17 protein-coding genes are annotated in these 15,088 nt (G+C 42.9%); 8 read left to right on the top strand and 9 right to left on the bottom strand.

Annotated elements, in window-relative coordinates; genetic code table 11:
- The first annotated feature begins 32 nt into the window (after positions 1-32).
- The 4 genes from HC723_RS01300 to rlmM are packed head-to-tail and all read left to right on the top strand — an operon-like array spanning position 33 to position 3,268.
- Positions 33-974, top strand: coding sequence for a transcriptional regulator GcvA (locus tag HC723_RS01300; RefSeq protein ID WP_190337932.1), 942 nt, complete (start codon positions 33-35; stop codon positions 972-974).
- A 53-nt stretch (positions 975-1,027) separates the two neighbouring features.
- Positions 1,028-1,687: an alpha/beta family hydrolase gene (locus HC723_RS01295; RefSeq protein ID WP_153448121.1), complete on the top strand. Its 660-nt coding sequence runs from the start codon at positions 1,028-1,030 to the stop codon at positions 1,685-1,687.
- Positions 1,671-2,180: a DUF423 domain-containing protein gene (locus HC723_RS01290; protein WP_153446396.1), complete on the top strand. Its 510-nt coding sequence runs from the start codon at positions 1,671-1,673 to the stop codon at positions 2,178-2,180. The genes HC723_RS01295 and HC723_RS01290 overlap by 17 nt, the downstream gene beginning before the upstream one ends.
- Positions 2,177-3,268: a 23S rRNA (cytidine(2498)-2'-O)-methyltransferase RlmM gene (gene rlmM / locus HC723_RS01285; protein WP_153446398.1), complete on the top strand. Its 1,092-nt coding sequence runs from the start codon at positions 2,177-2,179 to the stop codon at positions 3,266-3,268. The genes HC723_RS01290 and rlmM overlap by 4 nt, the downstream gene beginning before the upstream one ends.
- Before the next feature lie 171 nt (positions 3,269-3,439).
- Here the strand turns inward: rlmM and xni are convergent, their stop codons facing one another.
- The 4 genes from xni to queF form a co-directional block, all read right to left on the bottom strand.
- Positions 3,440-4,213: a flap endonuclease Xni gene (gene xni, locus HC723_RS01280; RefSeq protein WP_153446400.1), complete on the bottom strand. Its 774-nt coding sequence runs from the start codon at positions 4,211-4,213 to the stop codon at positions 3,440-3,442.
- 244 nt (positions 4,214-4,457) lie between these two features.
- Positions 4,458-5,813, bottom strand: coding sequence for a nucleotide 5'-monophosphate nucleosidase PpnN (gene ppnN / locus HC723_RS01275; protein ID WP_153446401.1), 1,356 nt, complete (start codon positions 5,811-5,813; stop codon positions 4,458-4,460).
- A 145-nt stretch (positions 5,814-5,958) separates the two neighbouring features.
- On the bottom strand, positions 5,959-8,250 hold the full coding sequence (locus tag HC723_RS01270) for a tetratricopeptide repeat protein (RefSeq protein ID WP_190337931.1): 2,292 nt from the start codon (positions 8,248-8,250) through the stop codon (positions 5,959-5,961).
- 28 nt (positions 8,251-8,278) lie between these two features.
- Positions 8,279-9,175 carry an NADPH-dependent 7-cyano-7-deazaguanine reductase QueF gene (gene queF, locus HC723_RS01265; RefSeq protein ID WP_190337930.1) on the bottom strand — a complete coding sequence of 299 codons (897 nt, stop codon included), beginning with the start codon at positions 9,173-9,175 and terminating at the stop codon, positions 8,279-8,281.
- 96 nt (positions 9,176-9,271) lie between these two features.
- Between queF and syd the strand changes: the two genes are divergently transcribed.
- Together syd and HC723_RS01255 are read left to right on the top strand one after the other, a co-directional pair.
- A complete protein-coding gene (gene syd, locus HC723_RS01260; RefSeq protein WP_190337929.1) occupies positions 9,272-9,820 on the top strand; it encodes a SecY-interacting protein in 549 nt (182 codons plus the stop codon).
- A 12-nt stretch (positions 9,821-9,832) separates the two neighbouring features.
- Positions 9,833-10,621 carry a DUF2310 family Zn-ribbon-containing protein gene (locus HC723_RS01255; RefSeq protein ID WP_190337928.1) on the top strand — a complete coding sequence of 263 codons (789 nt, stop codon included), beginning with the start codon at positions 9,833-9,835 and terminating at the stop codon, positions 10,619-10,621.
- A 69-nt stretch (positions 10,622-10,690) separates the two neighbouring features.
- Here the strand turns inward: HC723_RS01255 and HC723_RS01250 are convergent, their stop codons facing one another.
- The 4 genes from HC723_RS01250 to HC723_RS01235 all read right to left on the bottom strand — a co-directional run bounded on the left by HC723_RS01250 (position 10,691) and on the right by HC723_RS01235 (position 13,050).
- Complete coding sequence (locus HC723_RS01250; protein WP_153446410.1) at positions 10,691-11,137, bottom strand: YaiI/YqxD family protein; 447 nt, start codon at positions 11,135-11,137, stop codon at positions 10,691-10,693.
- 1 nt (position 11,138) lies between these two features.
- Positions 11,139-11,456 carry a hypothetical protein gene (locus tag HC723_RS01245; protein WP_190337927.1) on the bottom strand — a complete coding sequence of 106 codons (318 nt, stop codon included), beginning with the start codon at positions 11,454-11,456 and terminating at the stop codon, positions 11,139-11,141.
- A 75-nt stretch (positions 11,457-11,531) separates the two neighbouring features.
- On the bottom strand, positions 11,532-11,849 hold the full coding sequence (locus HC723_RS01240) for a DUF3301 domain-containing protein (protein WP_190337926.1): 318 nt from the start codon (positions 11,847-11,849) through the stop codon (positions 11,532-11,534).
- A gap of 142 nt (positions 11,850-11,991) precedes the next feature.
- Entirely contained in the window at positions 11,992-13,050 is a 1,059-nt protein-coding gene (locus HC723_RS01235; protein ID WP_153446414.1) for a DUF3549 family protein, read from the bottom strand.
- Positions 13,051-13,142: 92 nt separating this feature from the next.
- Between HC723_RS01235 and HC723_RS01230 the strand changes: the two genes are divergently transcribed.
- Entirely contained in the window at positions 13,143-13,457 is a 315-nt protein-coding gene (locus HC723_RS01230; protein ID WP_190337925.1) for a YqcC family protein, read from the top strand.
- 86 nt (positions 13,458-13,543) lie between these two features.
- Entirely contained in the window at positions 13,544-14,281 is a 738-nt protein-coding gene (gene truC, locus HC723_RS01225) for a tRNA pseudouridine(65) synthase TruC (RefSeq protein ID WP_190337983.1), read from the top strand.
- A 379-nt stretch (positions 14,282-14,660) separates the two neighbouring features.
- Here the strand turns inward: truC and HC723_RS01220 are convergent, their stop codons facing one another.
- Entirely contained in the window at positions 14,661-15,044 is a 384-nt protein-coding gene (locus tag HC723_RS01220; protein WP_153446419.1) for a DUF3461 family protein, read from the bottom strand.
- Between the last annotated feature and the right edge of the window lie 44 nt (positions 15,045-15,088).

Genomic DNA, 15,088 nt, shown 5'->3' with positions numbered 1-15,088 from the left:
GCATAAGAAAAATTAATGAGTAGGTTTTGGTTATGGCACGACGTTTACCCCCACTAAATTCATTGCGCGTTTTTGAAGCAGCCGCACGTTACTTGAGTTTTACACGCGCTGCTGAAGAATTGTTCGTTACCCAAGCGGCAGTCAGTCATCAAGTCAAAGCATTAGAAGAATTTTTAGGAATGAAGCTGTTCCGCCGTCGAAATCGCTCCTTATTACTGACTGAAGAAGGCCAAAGTTATTTTCTCGATCTGAAAGATATTTTCACCGCCATCTCTGATGCCACTGATAAAGTATTAGAGCGCAGTGAAAAGGGCGCGTTGACGATCAGCTTGCCGCCGAGTTTTGCCATCCAATGGCTAGTGCCTCGCTTGGCCGATTTTAATGCTCAAGAGCCGGATATCGATGTGCGTATTAAAGCGGTCGATATGGATGATGGTTCTTTGTCAGATGATGTTGATGTGGCGATTTATTATGGCCGTGGCAATTGGCCGGGTGTTCGCGCCGATAAACTCTATTTAGAATGTTTGATCCCCGTGTGTTCACCGCAGTTATTACTGGGGGCGAAGCCTTTAACTGGGCTTGAAGATTTAAAGCATCACACCTTGTTGCATGACAGCATGCGTAAGCATTGGAAAAGCTTTATGAAAGAACATCAAGTGGATGGTGTTAGTGTGAATCATGGCCCGATCTTTAGTCACTCGATGATGGTGATCCAAGCGGCAATGCATGGTCAGGGGATCGCCCTTGTCAATAATGTATTGGTGCAACCTGATCTCGATGCCGGGCGTTTGGTGCAACCGTTTGACGAAGTGTTGATGAGTAAAAACGCCTTCTATGTAGTGTGTGATAATAAACAAGCCGATAGCGGCCGTGTGGCGACCTTCCGTGATTGGATGATAAGCAAAGCAGCAGCAGAACAAGATGTGTTACTCGACAATGATTTAGAAGAAAACCATTTAGGCAATCAAGCATGAAACTTGCGCCTGAAAGAGACCTGAATCGTGAGCAAAAAATCGTGATTGATGACATCGATATACCCGTGTTAGTTGATGGCAATGAACATGCCGCTATCACGGTTTTGTTGGCTCATGGCGCTGGTGCGGGAATGGATCATGAGTTTATGACTGATATCGCGCAGCGTTTAGCTTGCGAACAAATCAAAGTGGTGCGCTTTAATTTTCCTTACATGGCCAAGCGGGCGATCACAGGCAAGAAGAGTCCGCCGGATCGCGCACCAAAATTATTAGCCGCGTTTGAAGCGTTAATTGCCCATTATACTCAATCAAAAACCTGCTTATTTTTAGCGGGTAAGTCGATGGGGGGACGCATGGCAAGCCATCTATCTCAACTTGAAACCGTGCGCGGCGTAATGTGTTTAGGTTTTCCTTTTCATCCGCCAAAACAGCTTGAAAAATATCGTGGTGAGCATCTTGCCTGTGTGACTAAACCTATGTTGATTGTGCAAGGCGAGCGCGATACTTTCGGTACCCGTGAGGAGTGTAGTGCGTTTGTACTGTCATCTTCTATTGCACTTGAATTTATCCCAGATGGTGATCATGGTTTTAAACCTCGAGTGCGTTCTGGTTTTACTGAAACGGGCAACCGCGAATTAGCCGTGACCAAGATGCGTGATTTTATTGAGCGTAATACTGGCGCGATGAGGAATGACAATGACAACAACATCTAAAGTGTTTGCATGCAAAGGACAGCGTTTACTGGCCGTTGCGGGTATCTCTGGCTTTATCGTGGTGGCGCTAGGTGCATTTGCCGCTCACGGCTTAACTAAAATGTTGCCAGAGTATTTGCTAGCGGTATTTAAAACCGGGGTGCAATACCAAGCGTGGCATACCTTTGCACTGTTGGCGTGTGGCATTTTATTGCAAATAACGGCCCAGCAGCAACAGATGGGCTCGAAACAACAACAGGCGGATTCGCAAAATCAACAGACGGATCCTAAGCATCAAATAAACCGCTATAATGAAAAAGCACGAAAAGGGCTAGCTTATGCTGGTGGTTGCTTTATCATCGGCATCCTTTGCTTTAGTGGTAGTCTTTATGCGCTGGCACTAACCGGCATAAAATGGTTTGGTCCGATTACCCCACTCGGTGGTGTGTTCTTTATGCTGGGCTGGATCATTTTTACCCTTTCTGTAATAAGACTTAATAAGGTGACATCGTGAAACACGTTTTACTTTACTGCCGCTCTGGCTTTGAAAAAGAGTGTGCGGGTGAAATTCAAGACAAAGCCAATGACCTAGAACTTTTTGGCTTCCCACGTGTTAAAAAACAATCGGGCTATGTTGTGTTTGAATGTTACCAAGACGGTGATGCCGATAAGCTGATCAGTAAGATTGACTTTAAAACTCTGATCTTTGCTCGTCAAATGATGGCGGTCAGTGCTGAGCTATCCAATTTACCGGTGGAAGATCGTATTTCTCCGATTTTAGCGGCACTGGAAGCGCAAGATAAATTTCCAATGTGTGGTGATATCCGGATTGAAACGCCAGACACCAACGAAGCCAAAGAGCTACTGAAGTTTTGCCGTAAATTTACCGTACCAATGCGCTCGGCATTACGTGGTAAAGGCTTTTTGTTTGCTAAAGATAATGCCAAAAAGCCAGTCTTGCACGTGTGCTTTACCGCGCCAGGCCAGTGTTATGTGGGCTATTCATTGCCGCAAAACAACTCGCAGTTTTTTATGGGGATCCCGCGTTTAAAATTCCCATCCGATGCACCGAGTCGTTCGACTTTAAAACTCGAAGAAGCGTTCCATGTGTTTATTCCTAAAGATGAGTTAGATACTCGTTTAGCACCTGGCATGTGGGCAGTTGACCTTGGGGCTTGCCCTGGCGGTTGGACTTACCAATTGGTGAAGCGTTCGATGTTTGTACACGCCGTCGATAACGGTGCGATGGCGCAAAGCTTAATGGATACCGGCCAAGTGAAGTATCACGCTGCCGATGGCTTTAAGTTTATCCCACCGAAGAAAAACGTGACTTGGATTGTGTGTGACATGATCGAGAAGCCATCACGTGTTGCTCAGCTAATGGGTGAGTGGTTGATCCGTGGTTTGGCGAAAGAAGCGATTTTCAATCTTAAACTGCCAATGAAAGGCCGTTACGATGAAGTGCTGGATGATATTGAAAACTTGAAGCAGTTCTTCGATGAAAATGAAGTGCCTTACAAGCTACAAGCGAAACATTTGTACCATGATCGTGAAGAAATCACTGTCCATGTGCAAGTATTGAAAAATATCTCCCCATACTAAAAAGTGATTTAGGGCGAGCTGGACAGCTCGCCCTTGTTTTTAACTTAACTTGTGTTGTGACAAGAGAGAAAATAAATAATTAAATTAGGCTATCTTACAAGCGAGATTCCCTGTCTATTCGCTTAAGCTCATGCATGGAATGATAGTTGTGGGTCGATTTTGATTCCGTTGTTACGCTTTATTCTCAAACCTCACATCCTGCAAATTAAAGCCAAGCTTCATATCGGTTTTTAAGGCAGCGATCTGCTTGCAGGTTCTGGCCAGTTCAATATGTTCATCCAATTTCTTTCGATATTTAGGTGCTAGATCTTCAGCGGCATAAGCGCTTTCAATATCGCCATATTGTTGCAATATTTCTTTGGCAGCTTTAGGCCCAACACCAGGGACGCCCGGTACTTTACTGGAACTGATCCCAGTCAATCCCCAATAATCGGCCAGTTGCTGTGGTTGTACCCCAAACTCTTGCTCGATAAATGGTGCGTCTAACCAGCGGTGTTGGAAGTAATCACGAATTTGGATATTGAGCGTCAGCAGTTGGCAATAGCCTTTATCGGTCGAAATAATAGTCGTTTTCTCTCCAGCAGAAGCCACTTTACACGCCAAGGTTGCCACTAAATCATCGGCTTCATCACCATCGGATAACAGAGAATCAATCCCAAATTCCCACCATGCCGCTTGAATCGATTCTAAACCTGCGAGTAACGCTTCAGGCATCGGCTTTCGATTTTCTTTGTAACTTGGCAGTACTTCGGCGCGCCAGCCACGGTTTTGCAAATGATGATCAAACACCGCAATAATATGAGTCGGTTGGGATTCATTAATGATTTTATGCAAGGTTCGAGTAGTGGTCTCAATGGTGCGGGCGATATCATTGGGATCGGGCTGAGCGGAATGGACGCGGCGAATTAAGTTGAGCGCATCAATGATCACCAAATGAATCGACATAGTTTTCCTTGCTGAGTATTAAATATACCCGTCTTACTTGAAGCTGCAGCTTTGTTGGCTGCGCTAACTCACCCCAATCACTTAGGCAAGCTAAGCTCATGGGGCTTCGTTTACTTGCCGCCTCACTGCAACTTCAATTACTTTGGGTATAGAAAGTGATAGAACAGGTATAAAAAAGCTTCTGGCACGTCATGTACCAGAAGCGTATTAGCTTAACATATTCGTTGCGGTTGATCTTTGATGATCATTTGGCGATTTGATAGCAAGGAATGTATTCAGAGCCAGGTAATTTCATGCGTTGCTGAGTCACGAAATCATTGAGCAAAGTATCCATTTTGGCCATTAAATTACGGTCGCCATCAATAATAAATGGACCATGCTTTTTGATCTCTTTGATCCCTTCCGATTTTACATTACCCGCTACAATGCCAGAGAAGGCTTTGCGTAGATTGGCCGCCAGTTTTTCTGGTGGTTGTTCTAAATGTAAATCCAACGCGGCCATTGATTGATGGGTTGGGATAAATGGGGCTTGGAATTCTGGCTCAATATGCAAAGACCAGTTAAAACTGTAGGCATCTTCATTGGCTTTGCGGTGCTCTTTTACTTCCACCATTGCATCTTTCATAATGCGTGCGGCTTGGGCAGGATCATCAATCACGATCTGGTAATGTTTCTGCGCGTCAGGCCCTAGTGTGTCATGGATAAATTGATCGATTGAGCGGAAGTAAGCTTCACTTTCTTTTGGCCCCGTTAACACTAGTGGCAAGGGTTGATCGGCGTTATTTGGATGCATTAAGATGCCAAGTATATAAAGCAATTCTTCGGCTGTGCCAGGGCCACCGGGGAAGATAATGATCCCATGTCCCATGCGCACAAAGCTTTCTAAACGCTTTTCGATATCTGGCATGATGATCAGCTCATTAACCACTGGATTTGGTGGCTCGGCGGCAATAATAGAAGGCTCGGTTAAGCCAATATAACGCTGATTAGTATAACGCTGTTTGGCATGACCAACTGCCGCGCCTTTCATTGGGCCTTCCATTGCGCCAGGACCACAGCCGGTACAAATATTCATTTCACGCAAACCAAGCTCGTTGCCCACTTTACGCGTATATTGATATTCAATTTCGTTAATCGAATGTCCACCCCAACACACTACAAGATTAGGATCAAAACCGGCGTGTAAGGCTTTGGCATTCCGCAGAATACTAAACACTAAATTGGTGATCAGAACCGGTTCAGTCAAATTTAATGCTTGTCGGTCTGCCAGTTGCATGTGCAAAAACACAATATCGCGCAGCACTGAGAATAAATGCGATTGGATACCTTTAATGATGGTGCCATCGACAAAGGCATGCTCGGGCGGATCGGTGAGTTCAATTTGGATCCCGCGTTCACGGCGTAAAACTTCAACTTCAAATGAGAGATTTTGGCTGAGTAATTGCTCTGAGTTATCGGTGTGACTGCCTGAGTTGAGCACGGCTAGAGAACAGCTACGATATAATTGATAGAGGTCACTAGAGGCGGCTTTTTTGAGTTTGCTAACTTCTAATTGGGATAATAAATCTAAACTGCCCATTGGGCTTATTTGGGTGATCATAACAGATTCCTTCCAACTTGATCTTCTATACCCGTTTAACTTAAAACGCTAGCGCCAAGTTAAGCGGGTATAGAATCGGGTTTGTTGTTATTTTTCTTAACATTACACCGATTAGTCAAGCGATACTACAAACTTTGTTGTGTAGTTAGAAGTCAGGCTTTTCATTGCGGATGATTTCTTTGGCTAGCTCATCATTACCACTTAAGGTTTGAATTTTTATTAGTCCTTGGTTGACCGCTTGTTGGCAAGCTAAGCGAGTGTTATCGGACGCAAAGCTGGCTGCTGGAGCATTTTTAATTGCCGATAAATGGATCCATTGACTTTTGGTTTCGCCTTCATGCTTACTCATTTGACTCCCGATATAAATGGCCATTAATAATATATCGATTAACTCTTTATCGTTAATGGCGGTGTAGGCTTTCGGTAAAAACGGATATTCCGCCATCCCCATTCTTATGTGGCGTTTAATATCAGTATCAGTTTGAAAACCTTCGACCCAAGAATTGATTTTTTCAAACATTTCTTTAGCCGACCCTTGGTGGGTAGCTTTGGGTTCAATATATAAAAATCTCCCATCAGCAAAATGATAGAGGCGAGCAGGGGCGGTGACAAAGGTTTTTAAATGTGCGCCAAATGCTTGTTCTATTTCTAGCCCTGCTTGATAACCGCGTTTTAGATAAACATTGCGTAAGAAAGTGACATCAAACATCACGAAATACAGTCGGTCGATCAAAGGTTCGTTAATTAATTCGCCCAATCGCCACTGTTCAAATACCGCACTACTGCGTTGTAATGATTTGGGGAGCTTAACATTGAGTAGCTTTAAATTTTGTAATCGTGAACGAGTGTGGGTATAGAGTTCAAGAGTTTGCTCCTCTAGATCTGCCCGTATTTTCGTATTCACAGAGCCGCGATAAATGATAAGAGCTAGCATTAAAAAGCAAACAAATAACAATATAAAGGTGGATTTTTGATATTCACTATATTGCTGCTGACTGCGCGCAAGGTTATCTTCTAAACCTGCATAATGGAGAGATTGTTCAATAATATCCTTTTGTTGACGAAATACTTTGTCATTAATCGCATTAAATTGTTCCTGCTGGTTTTTCCATAAAGCTTGGTAGTGCTTCTGTGTTTTAAAAGCTTGCTGGTAATTCCCTTGTTGTTGATAGGCAGAGGAGCGAATGTTATAAGCATCCATTTTGAGGCGATTGTTTCTTATTTTATTCGCAATGGTTAACGCATGTTGACTACTGTTTAATGCTGCGCTCGCATCATTATTGGAGAGCGCTAATGCGGCCTGTAATAAATAAATTTCGGCATCTCGCCCCGAGTAACCGCTACTTTTTACCATGGCGATGGTTTGGGTGAGGTAAATTTCAGCATGGGAAAAATCAAATAATTTCAGATAGGTATTGGCAATGTTAATTTTTAAATCAATGATTTTTTCAGGTTTTTTTAAGGCTGTTTCATTGTCTAATACATTGAGATAATTGACTAAAGCAAGGTTATATTTACCTTGCTGAAAATAAGTGTCAGCCATTAGTTTCAATGTGTCAGATAATGCCTCGGAATAGGGGTAATTATCATAAAAATCGGCGGCTTCTGTGGTGTGCTCTATCGCTTTGTCAAATACCTGGCGAGTATAAAACAGTTTGGCGAGTAATAAGTTTGCTTTGGCTAATTCGATACTATCGCCTTCTTTTACCGCCATCCAATAGGTAATAAGAAGTTGGGTAAGCGAGTCGTCGTACTCGCTTTGCTCAAGGTAATATTGACCTAAAGTGAGGTGGTAATCGATGGTAAGTAAGGTCGATTTTAACGCAATGACGTAGTTTTCAGCTTGTTTAAATGCTGCTTCTGCTTTGATTGTGTCACCTTGATATGCATAGATTTTAGCTTCAAACATATAAAGATTATAATGGAACTCTTGCTTCCAGTTAGTAGCTTGTGCTTCTTGCTGTAACTGATTTTTTATCTGGGTGATTTTCTGGTTGATCGAACTAATATTATGATTTTGTTGCCACAATAATTGGCTTTGGATCAGTTGCGAATCGAGTAGAGGTTGAGGTAATTGATAATGTTGTGCAATGCTTTCGGCGTTTCTGATGGTGAGCAGTGCTTGCTGTGGCTGGTTGCTGTGTTGATAAGCCAAAGCCATAATTTGCAGAGCTTCAATGCTGGTGGCGGGCGTGCGGATGCTATTTTCGCTGCCATCTTTCGATAAGGTGTAATCTTGACTGTTATTGGCCACCAGTTTTCGGGTCGCCAAAAACTGCTTGGTGACTTCAAGCGATTTTTGTGGATTAACGCTTAAGAGTCTTTCCGCTTCTTGCGCAACTGGCGATAGGTATACTTTAGCTTGTGCTAGGGTGCTAAAAAGTAAGCTACTCAATAAAAAACTGAGCACCATAAGGCTTTGAGCCAATCTATTCATTGCAGTGTATATTCTCTTGAAATTAAAATTACTGACGTGCCATACGTTGCATATTCGTCGGCTGTGCACATTTACTCGAGCGATAAGGATTGATGTCTAATCCACCTCGACGAGTATAGCGGGCATAAACGGTTAATTCTGTCGGTTGGCAGTATTTCTGGATATCACAAAAGATACGTTCCACGCATTGTTCATGAAATTCATTATGTTCACGAAAAGAAACCAAATAACGTAATAGTGCTTGTTGTGAAATTTTATTGCCTGTGTATTGAATTTCAACACTGCCCCAATCGGGTTGGTTGGTGATCAAACAATTGGATTTTAATAAATGGCTGTGTAGGGTTTCACTTACTTGTTGGTCGCAAGTGGCATCTTGTAGATATTGCTCATTAAATTGGTAATCGGTGATTTCGATATCTTGATTATCAATGCATAACCCTTGCATGCTGACGATCGGTTGTTGATTGTAGTGATCAACATGATGCAAGCACACCTCAACGGGTTCTCCAGCACAGGCTGATAAATCTGCTTTTAAAGTCTCTTCGACTTGCTGCCAATTCTCAAAACGAGTTTGGTTGATGCTATTTAAATACAGCTTAAACGATTTTGATTCAATTAAATTAGGGCTGGTGAGCGGCAGTGATACATCACCAATGGCAACTTGCGGCAAACCTTTATTATTGAGCCATGATATCTCATATAACGTCCAGATATCACAACCAATAAAGGGCAGATTTTCGACTTGATGTAATCCCAGATCTTGACGATTTAAACTGCGCGGCACACCTTGCAATAAACTGGCGTCATAATCGTGACGATATTGAGTGTGTTGACCTAATGTTAAGCCTTGTAATTCTTTAGCATTGGCATATTTGGTGGAGCTGGTTTGGGCAGATAAAGATTTAGATTTTTCAGGGTTAGTCATAGTAGAATCTTGGTTTGTTACAATTACCCGAATAGTAATACCAATTCCATTTGGTATCTATACAATAGCCATATAATTTTGAATTTGGAGCCTTGAATGAACCATAATATTGCTCACACTTTAGCGGCGCTCACTTCCGATTTTGTGACTCAATGGGAACAAGCGTACCAAAGCCGCCCAATTGCCAATGAAATGCAAGGCTTACCTTCACCGTGTTTACAAACTAGCCTCGGCAGCAAAGAGGTTGAGTGGCTACCACAAGAGCGTGACCAAGTAGCAGATTTTGGCAATTTAGAACGTGGTATTGAGCTGATTATTCATTCTGATATCAAAGCGTTCTATGGCTCACAATACAGCGCCGATTTAACCCTTTCGTGGAACAATAAACCATTCACTTTATTGCAAGTGTGGAGTGATGAGGACTTTGTGACTCTGCAAGAAAATATCTTGGGGCATTTAGTGACTCAGCGCCGTCTAAAATTAAAACCCACCGTGTTTATTGGCACCACTGATGCCGAGTTAGATGTGGTGTCGATCTGTAATATGACTGGCGAAGTGATTTTAGAACGTTTGGGCACCGCCAACCGCGATGTATTAAGCCCCAATATCGAACAGTTTTTAACCCAATGCAAAGTCGAAGTGTAAGAAGGAAGTCGAGTGTACGTTGTAGAGTTGCAATTTGAATGTTTTGATAACACCACTATGGATGCGGTTGAAAAATCGATCAATGGTTTATTAGATGCGTTACGTTTTAATGGCCAGATTTTAGGTCGTGAATTTCCAATCATCATTGGTGAGGGGGAATTTCGGGTTCGCTTAATTTGTCCAGAATCCGATAGTATGCATCCGCAGTATCACTCGGCGTATGTCAAAGTGTGCTTGCAGCGTTTAACCGAAGCGAAAGTCTTAGCGCCTAAAGTAAGAGTGTTAGGGCAAGATTTAAACTCAGAGCAGACGGTATCGCATCAAGAGATGGGGCAGTCGAGTTGGCAGATTTTGTACACTACTTTTGTGCATTCTTGTTCGCCATTACGCTGCGGTGATACCTTTAGGCCAATCCCGTTATACCATAATCCACCCACGTTAAATGGCGATCATAAAGCGATTATTAAGTGGCAAACTGAATGGCAAGCGTGTGATGAAATTCAAATGGCTGGCGCGACCCAAGCCGAACATGCGACGCTAAAAGAAATCTCCGATGTGAGCAGTTATTTGTTTCGTCGTGGTTGGGATTTGCGCGGACGCCTAGAATACTTAACGAAAATTCCGACCTATTACTATTTATATCGTATTGGCGGCGAAAGCCTAGAAGCGGAAAAGCAACGCCGCTGTCCACGTTGTGATGGTGACTGGAAACTGGAAAAACCTCTGCATGATATTTTTTATTTCAAATGTGATGATTGCCGGATCGTGTCAAATATCTCGTGGGATCAGCTGAAAAGCTAAGTTTGTCCGGCTCAATCATCTTGCTACCTTAAAGAGAAAAACGAGTGATTAATAATGACTCGTTTTTTGTTATTTGGCTCTGGCTAAAATCTTATCCAAATGATTCGCAAACTCGCGTTTATCGGTTTGGGATAGAGGTGCTGGGCCACCGCTTTGCAGTCCGCTAGAGCGCATGGTGTCCATAAAATCACGAATATTAAGACGCGCTTTTATGGTGTCTTTGGTATAAAGCTCACCGCGCGAGCTTAATGCTTGACCGCCTTTGGTGATCACTTCATCCGCCAGTGGGATATCTGAGGTGATCACCAGATCGCCGCTTTCAACTAAACGCACAATTTCGTTATCGGCAACATCAAAACCACTTTCTACTTGAATAGAGTGAATGTTGACGCGCTTTGGCACTGGAACTTGGTGATTGGCGACAAAAGTGGTGGTGATGCCGGTTCTTTCGGCGGCGCGACAAATGGTTTCGCGAATGGTTTTCGGACATGCGTCGGCATCAACCCAAATCTTCATATTATTTCTCTTCTTTGTTTGCTTTAAGTTGCTGCTCTAAGCTGGTCACTCGTTGCAGTAGGTCTTGAATTTGCTGTTGAAGTTGCTGTTGAAGTTGCAGGATCTTAGCATCGCTGTCATTAACAGGCTGTTGAGCTGCAATTTCAACTTTAGGGACTCGGTTGGAGGCTTTCCACGATTTAATAGTGCTAATAATCGCAGGCATAGGCACCGTAACCGACATGCGAGCTTTGACTAATGCCACGCTCGGTTCTTTGCCTTCGGCGCGTAATGCTGATAACACTTGATGCAGTTCTTCAGTAATGTTTTGGGTATTCATTTTGAAACCTTTTTGAGTATTTGGCCTACCATGTTGTTTTTAATGGCCTGCGGTTTTTTAATCATACCGAGACGGTTAATAATCATAGTTGTCGACCATTCTATACGGTGGCAAGCGAAAGTGGGTGCCTTTAAAGCCTATCATGATCATTGTGCCTTGGTAGCAATCATCACCGCGAGAAGAAAATTCAAACTGGTATTGCGAATGAAAACGCCAGCGGCCATCGGGTAGCTTTATTTTATAGCGCAGTAACGAAGTAGAAAGAACCTGTAAATCCAGTTGTTCGCAGTGGCGCAAAATGGCTTGGTGAGCCAATTCCGATTGACGACGTTGTTGCCAAAACAATAAGGCAATAAACATCACCAATAGAATCATTAATAAATCCGTTATCATCCAACTTTCCTTGGGCTTATAGCTTCAATTTGATTTGTGGCTTCAATTTAACGTATAGCTTAGATGTATCTCATAGCTTAGATGTACGTTATAGCTTCGATTTACGTCAATACTTAAATGTACGTTATAGCGTCGATTTGATTTATTGGCCTGATTTGGTCTGCTGTTGCAAAGTGATTAATGCATTGGCGAGCTCAGGGCTTGGAGTATTATGCAATAAAGGCAAAAATGTCATGCGCAATTCTGGCAGCATCACTAAATCGGCAAATAATTGGTTAAATAAATTTTGGTTGTCAGTTTGGGCCAAGCGCAATAAAAACTTGCCTGCTCGCGCTTCTGTGGTCAATTGTGACCAACAGCGGCCTGCAATCGCGATCAACACTTCGGCGTGGCTTAATTCTGGCTTAGCTAAAATTGCTTCAATCACTGCTTGTAATTGAGTTTCGTCACCGCCAGACAGTGCTCGCACATAAGCCGATAATAAAAATAAATCGGGTTGAGCGTGTTGGCTTTGCTCAAGCGCCAGTTCAGCAATACGTTGACTTAATTTTTCATCTAAAGTGACATGCTCAAGCGCGCCAAGTAAGACATACAAGGCTGGGTGGCATTGAGTGTCTTTGGCCAGCTGTGGCAGGGCTTTACGAATGGCAACGGTATTTTGATTGTCCGACAGGCGAGCGCACATATCGGTGATACCTTGTAATCCAACGGTCTGCCAGTTAGCCCAACCTAAATCGCCACTAAAGTAATGCTGCGCATGCTCATAATATTGGCTGGTGGCTAAGTTTAAATGGGCGCGGATCAAGCTATGAAATGCCGCCATTTTGTCATCTTTAGGAGTAAAAGTGTAAGGGTTGTCGGCAAGGTGCTGTTGTTGTTCTTCAGTCAAGCTTTGACCCAGTTGCGCGCCCATTGCTTCGGTGACGTACTTTAAGAAATTACCAACATCACTTTGGTTTAACAGGCCGCGTTCATCAAGTGGGAATTTTAAAAACCAGATCCAAGGTTGATTTTGCTCGGTCCAGTAAGCGACCGCAATATGCGCATGACGTTGCAATGGAAATGGGTAGGGTTTTTGTCCCATTTCGACTTGTAAAAAAGTTTTTTGATTGATGGATTGAATGCGGCGACCTAAGTCAAAAATTTGGTATTGGCACTGACTTTTTTCTAATAACTGGCTTAAATTGTGTATCGCATTCATGATGAAACCCAATGATAGATGAAGGTAATATAATAAAACTTATTAATTAAATGGTATCCTAGTTCTTCAATATCAAGGGGACAGCCGCGAAAATGATTGATTACACTAAATTAATCGATGCACTTGAGCAATTAGAAGACAAAATGATTGAACTCACCTTTTGGGAAGCGCAAGCGCCATCAGCGGAAGCGTTAGCCAGTAACCAGCCTTTTTCGGTCGATACTTTATCGCCAACCCAATGGCTGCAGTGGGTTTTTATGCCCAAAATGCGTTCATTAATGGCGTCCGATTGTGAGATGCCGGCTGGTTTTGAAATCAGTCCTTATTTTGAACAAGCTTCGGTTCGAGATACGTCTTTAAACGATTTATTACTCACCATTAAACGAATAGATGACGCGGTAAAATGAGCCCAATAATGAAAACACAATCAGATTCACATGATGAAGCAAAGCGCGATGGTTCGATTGATGAGCCACTGCCAACCGATGAAGAGATGGTTGAATTAGAGATCATTTATCGTGATGAGTTCTTGATCGCAGTAAATAAACCGGCGGGAATGTTGGTGCATCGTTCGTGGCTTGATCGCCATGAAACGCGTTTTGTGATGCAAACCTTGCGCGATCAAATAGGTCAGCATGTGTTTCCTTTGCATCGACTTGATCGCCCCACCTCTGGGGTGTTGTTATTTGCACTTTCCAGTGAGATGGCATCACAGGCCGCGCCAATGTTTGCCGAGCATAAATTTGAGAAAATCTACCATGCGATTGTACGCGGCTGGGTTGAAGAGGGAGCGCGGCTCGATTACCCACTTAAAAAAGAATTGGATAAAGTGGCCGATAAATTTGCCAAGCAGGAACAAGAAGCACAGTCGGCAGTGACTGATTATCAACCTCTGGCGAAAGTGGAAGTACCGTATTCAACCGGACGTTTTCCAACCAGTCGCTTTGGTTTGGTTGAAATGAAACCACTGACAGGGCGCAAGCACCAATTACGCCGACATATGGCGCATTTACGTCATCCCATTATTGGTGATACTTCGCACGGTGATGGTAAACAAAATCGACTGTTTCGAGATAATCTTAATGCTCATCGCTTAATGCTGCATGCGACACGATTAAGTTTTATTCACCCGATCACCGAGCAGGCGATCGTGATTGAAGCTAAGTTTGACGAAGTGTGGCAAGCTTTATTTGCCGAATTCGAATGGAATATGGATGATTTAATAGCTTAATAGCTTAATAGCTTAATAGCTTAATAGCTTAATAGCTTAATAGCTTAATAGCTTAATAGCTTAATAGCTTAATAGCTTAATAGCTTAGCTTGCCTAAGTGATTGGGGGGAGTTAGCGCAGCCAACAAAGCTGCAGCTTCAAGTAAGACGGGTATAGCTGTGGACGTGACGAGCAATTTATACCAATGCCATAAATTTAATGATGGTTCAAAATTGAGTACAGAGAAAAGTGGCAAAGACCATCGATGGCCTTTTTTCAAGCGACCAAGGACGGATCAGCGTCTTTTCGGCGTATTTAAATTGATCAAATATTAAATGGAATTGGTATTAACACCCGTTACACCGCTAAGTTATCGCTGCTTGAAATGACTTAACTGCCGCTACTTCAGTTTTTCTAAATCCGCTTCAATTTCGGCAATTTTTCCTGATACCACTTTTTCTAAATGGCGCAAATCGGTCAGGATTTTATGTTTGATATCAGCGCTGTCCATCGCTTTTGGTTTGGTGATTTTATTTAATTCAGTCATTATTTGAGTCAGGTTAGGGCTGACTTCGGTGGTCTCTTTATAACGACCTTGGCTGTTTTCTAAGCGAATGCTTTTGCGTTGGCGTGGATACTTAAACTTAACGCTTTTAGCAAACAATTCGCCTTTTTGTTTGTGAAAATAGACTTTAAGTACATCAACTTGAGCTTCTTGACGCAAGCTGTAACGGGCGATTAGTTTAGGCTCGGTAATGCCAAGCTTTTGCAGGTTTGGATACATAAATATTCACCTCGATTCTTCTAATTTTACATGATCGAATAACC

The organism is Vibrio sp. S11_S32 (genome assembly GCF_014694465.1).
GTDB classification, from domain to species: Bacteria; Pseudomonadota; Gammaproteobacteria; order Enterobacterales; family Vibrionaceae; genus Vibrio; species Vibrio algicola.
Note: the sequence above shows the minus strand (reverse complement) of the source record. Positions and strands in the feature narration are given on the sequence as shown.

Excerpts from the sequence above, each read along its gene's own strand:
- ppnN (WP_153446401.1), bottom strand. The coding sequence starts at position 5,813 with ATGATCACCCAAATAAGCCCAATGGGCAGTTTAGATTTATTATCCCAA.
- HC723_RS01290 (WP_153446396.1), top strand. The coding sequence starts at position 1,671 with ATGACAACAACATCTAAAGTGTTTGCATGCAAAGGACAGCGTTTACTG.
- HC723_RS01270 (WP_190337931.1), bottom strand. The coding sequence starts at position 8,250 with ATGAATAGATTGGCTCAAAGCCTTATGGTGCTCAGTTTTTTATTGAGT.
- queF (WP_190337930.1), bottom strand. The coding sequence starts at position 9,175 with ATGACTAACCCTGAAAAATCTAAATCTTTATCTGCCCAAACCAGCTCC.
- HC723_RS01220 (WP_153446419.1), bottom strand. The coding sequence starts at position 15,044 with ATGTATCCAAACCTGCAAAAGCTTGGCATTACCGAGCCTAAACTAATC.
- HC723_RS01235 (WP_153446414.1), bottom strand. The coding sequence starts at position 13,050 with ATGAATGCGATACACAATTTAAGCCAGTTATTAGAAAAAAGTCAGTGC.
- HC723_RS01250 (WP_153446410.1), bottom strand. The coding sequence starts at position 11,137 with ATGAAGATTTGGGTTGATGCCGACGCATGTCCGAAAACCATTCGCGAA.
- HC723_RS01245 (WP_190337927.1), bottom strand. The coding sequence starts at position 11,456 with ATGAATACCCAAAACATTACTGAAGAACTGCATCAAGTGTTATCAGCA.
- syd (WP_190337929.1), top strand. The coding sequence starts at position 9,272 with ATGAACCATAATATTGCTCACACTTTAGCGGCGCTCACTTCCGATTTT.
- HC723_RS01230 (WP_190337925.1), top strand. The coding sequence starts at position 13,143 with ATGATTGATTACACTAAATTAATCGATGCACTTGAGCAATTAGAAGAC.
- truC (WP_190337983.1), top strand. The coding sequence starts at position 13,544 with ATGGTTGAATTAGAGATCATTTATCGTGATGAGTTCTTGATCGCAGTA.
- HC723_RS01240 (WP_190337926.1), bottom strand. The coding sequence starts at position 11,849 with ATGATAACGGATTTATTAATGATTCTATTGGTGATGTTTATTGCCTTA.
- HC723_RS01300 (WP_190337932.1), top strand. The coding sequence starts at position 33 with ATGGCACGACGTTTACCCCCACTAAATTCATTGCGCGTTTTTGAAGCA.
- xni (WP_153446400.1), bottom strand. The coding sequence starts at position 4,213 with ATGTCGATTCATTTGGTGATCATTGATGCGCTCAACTTAATTCGCCGC.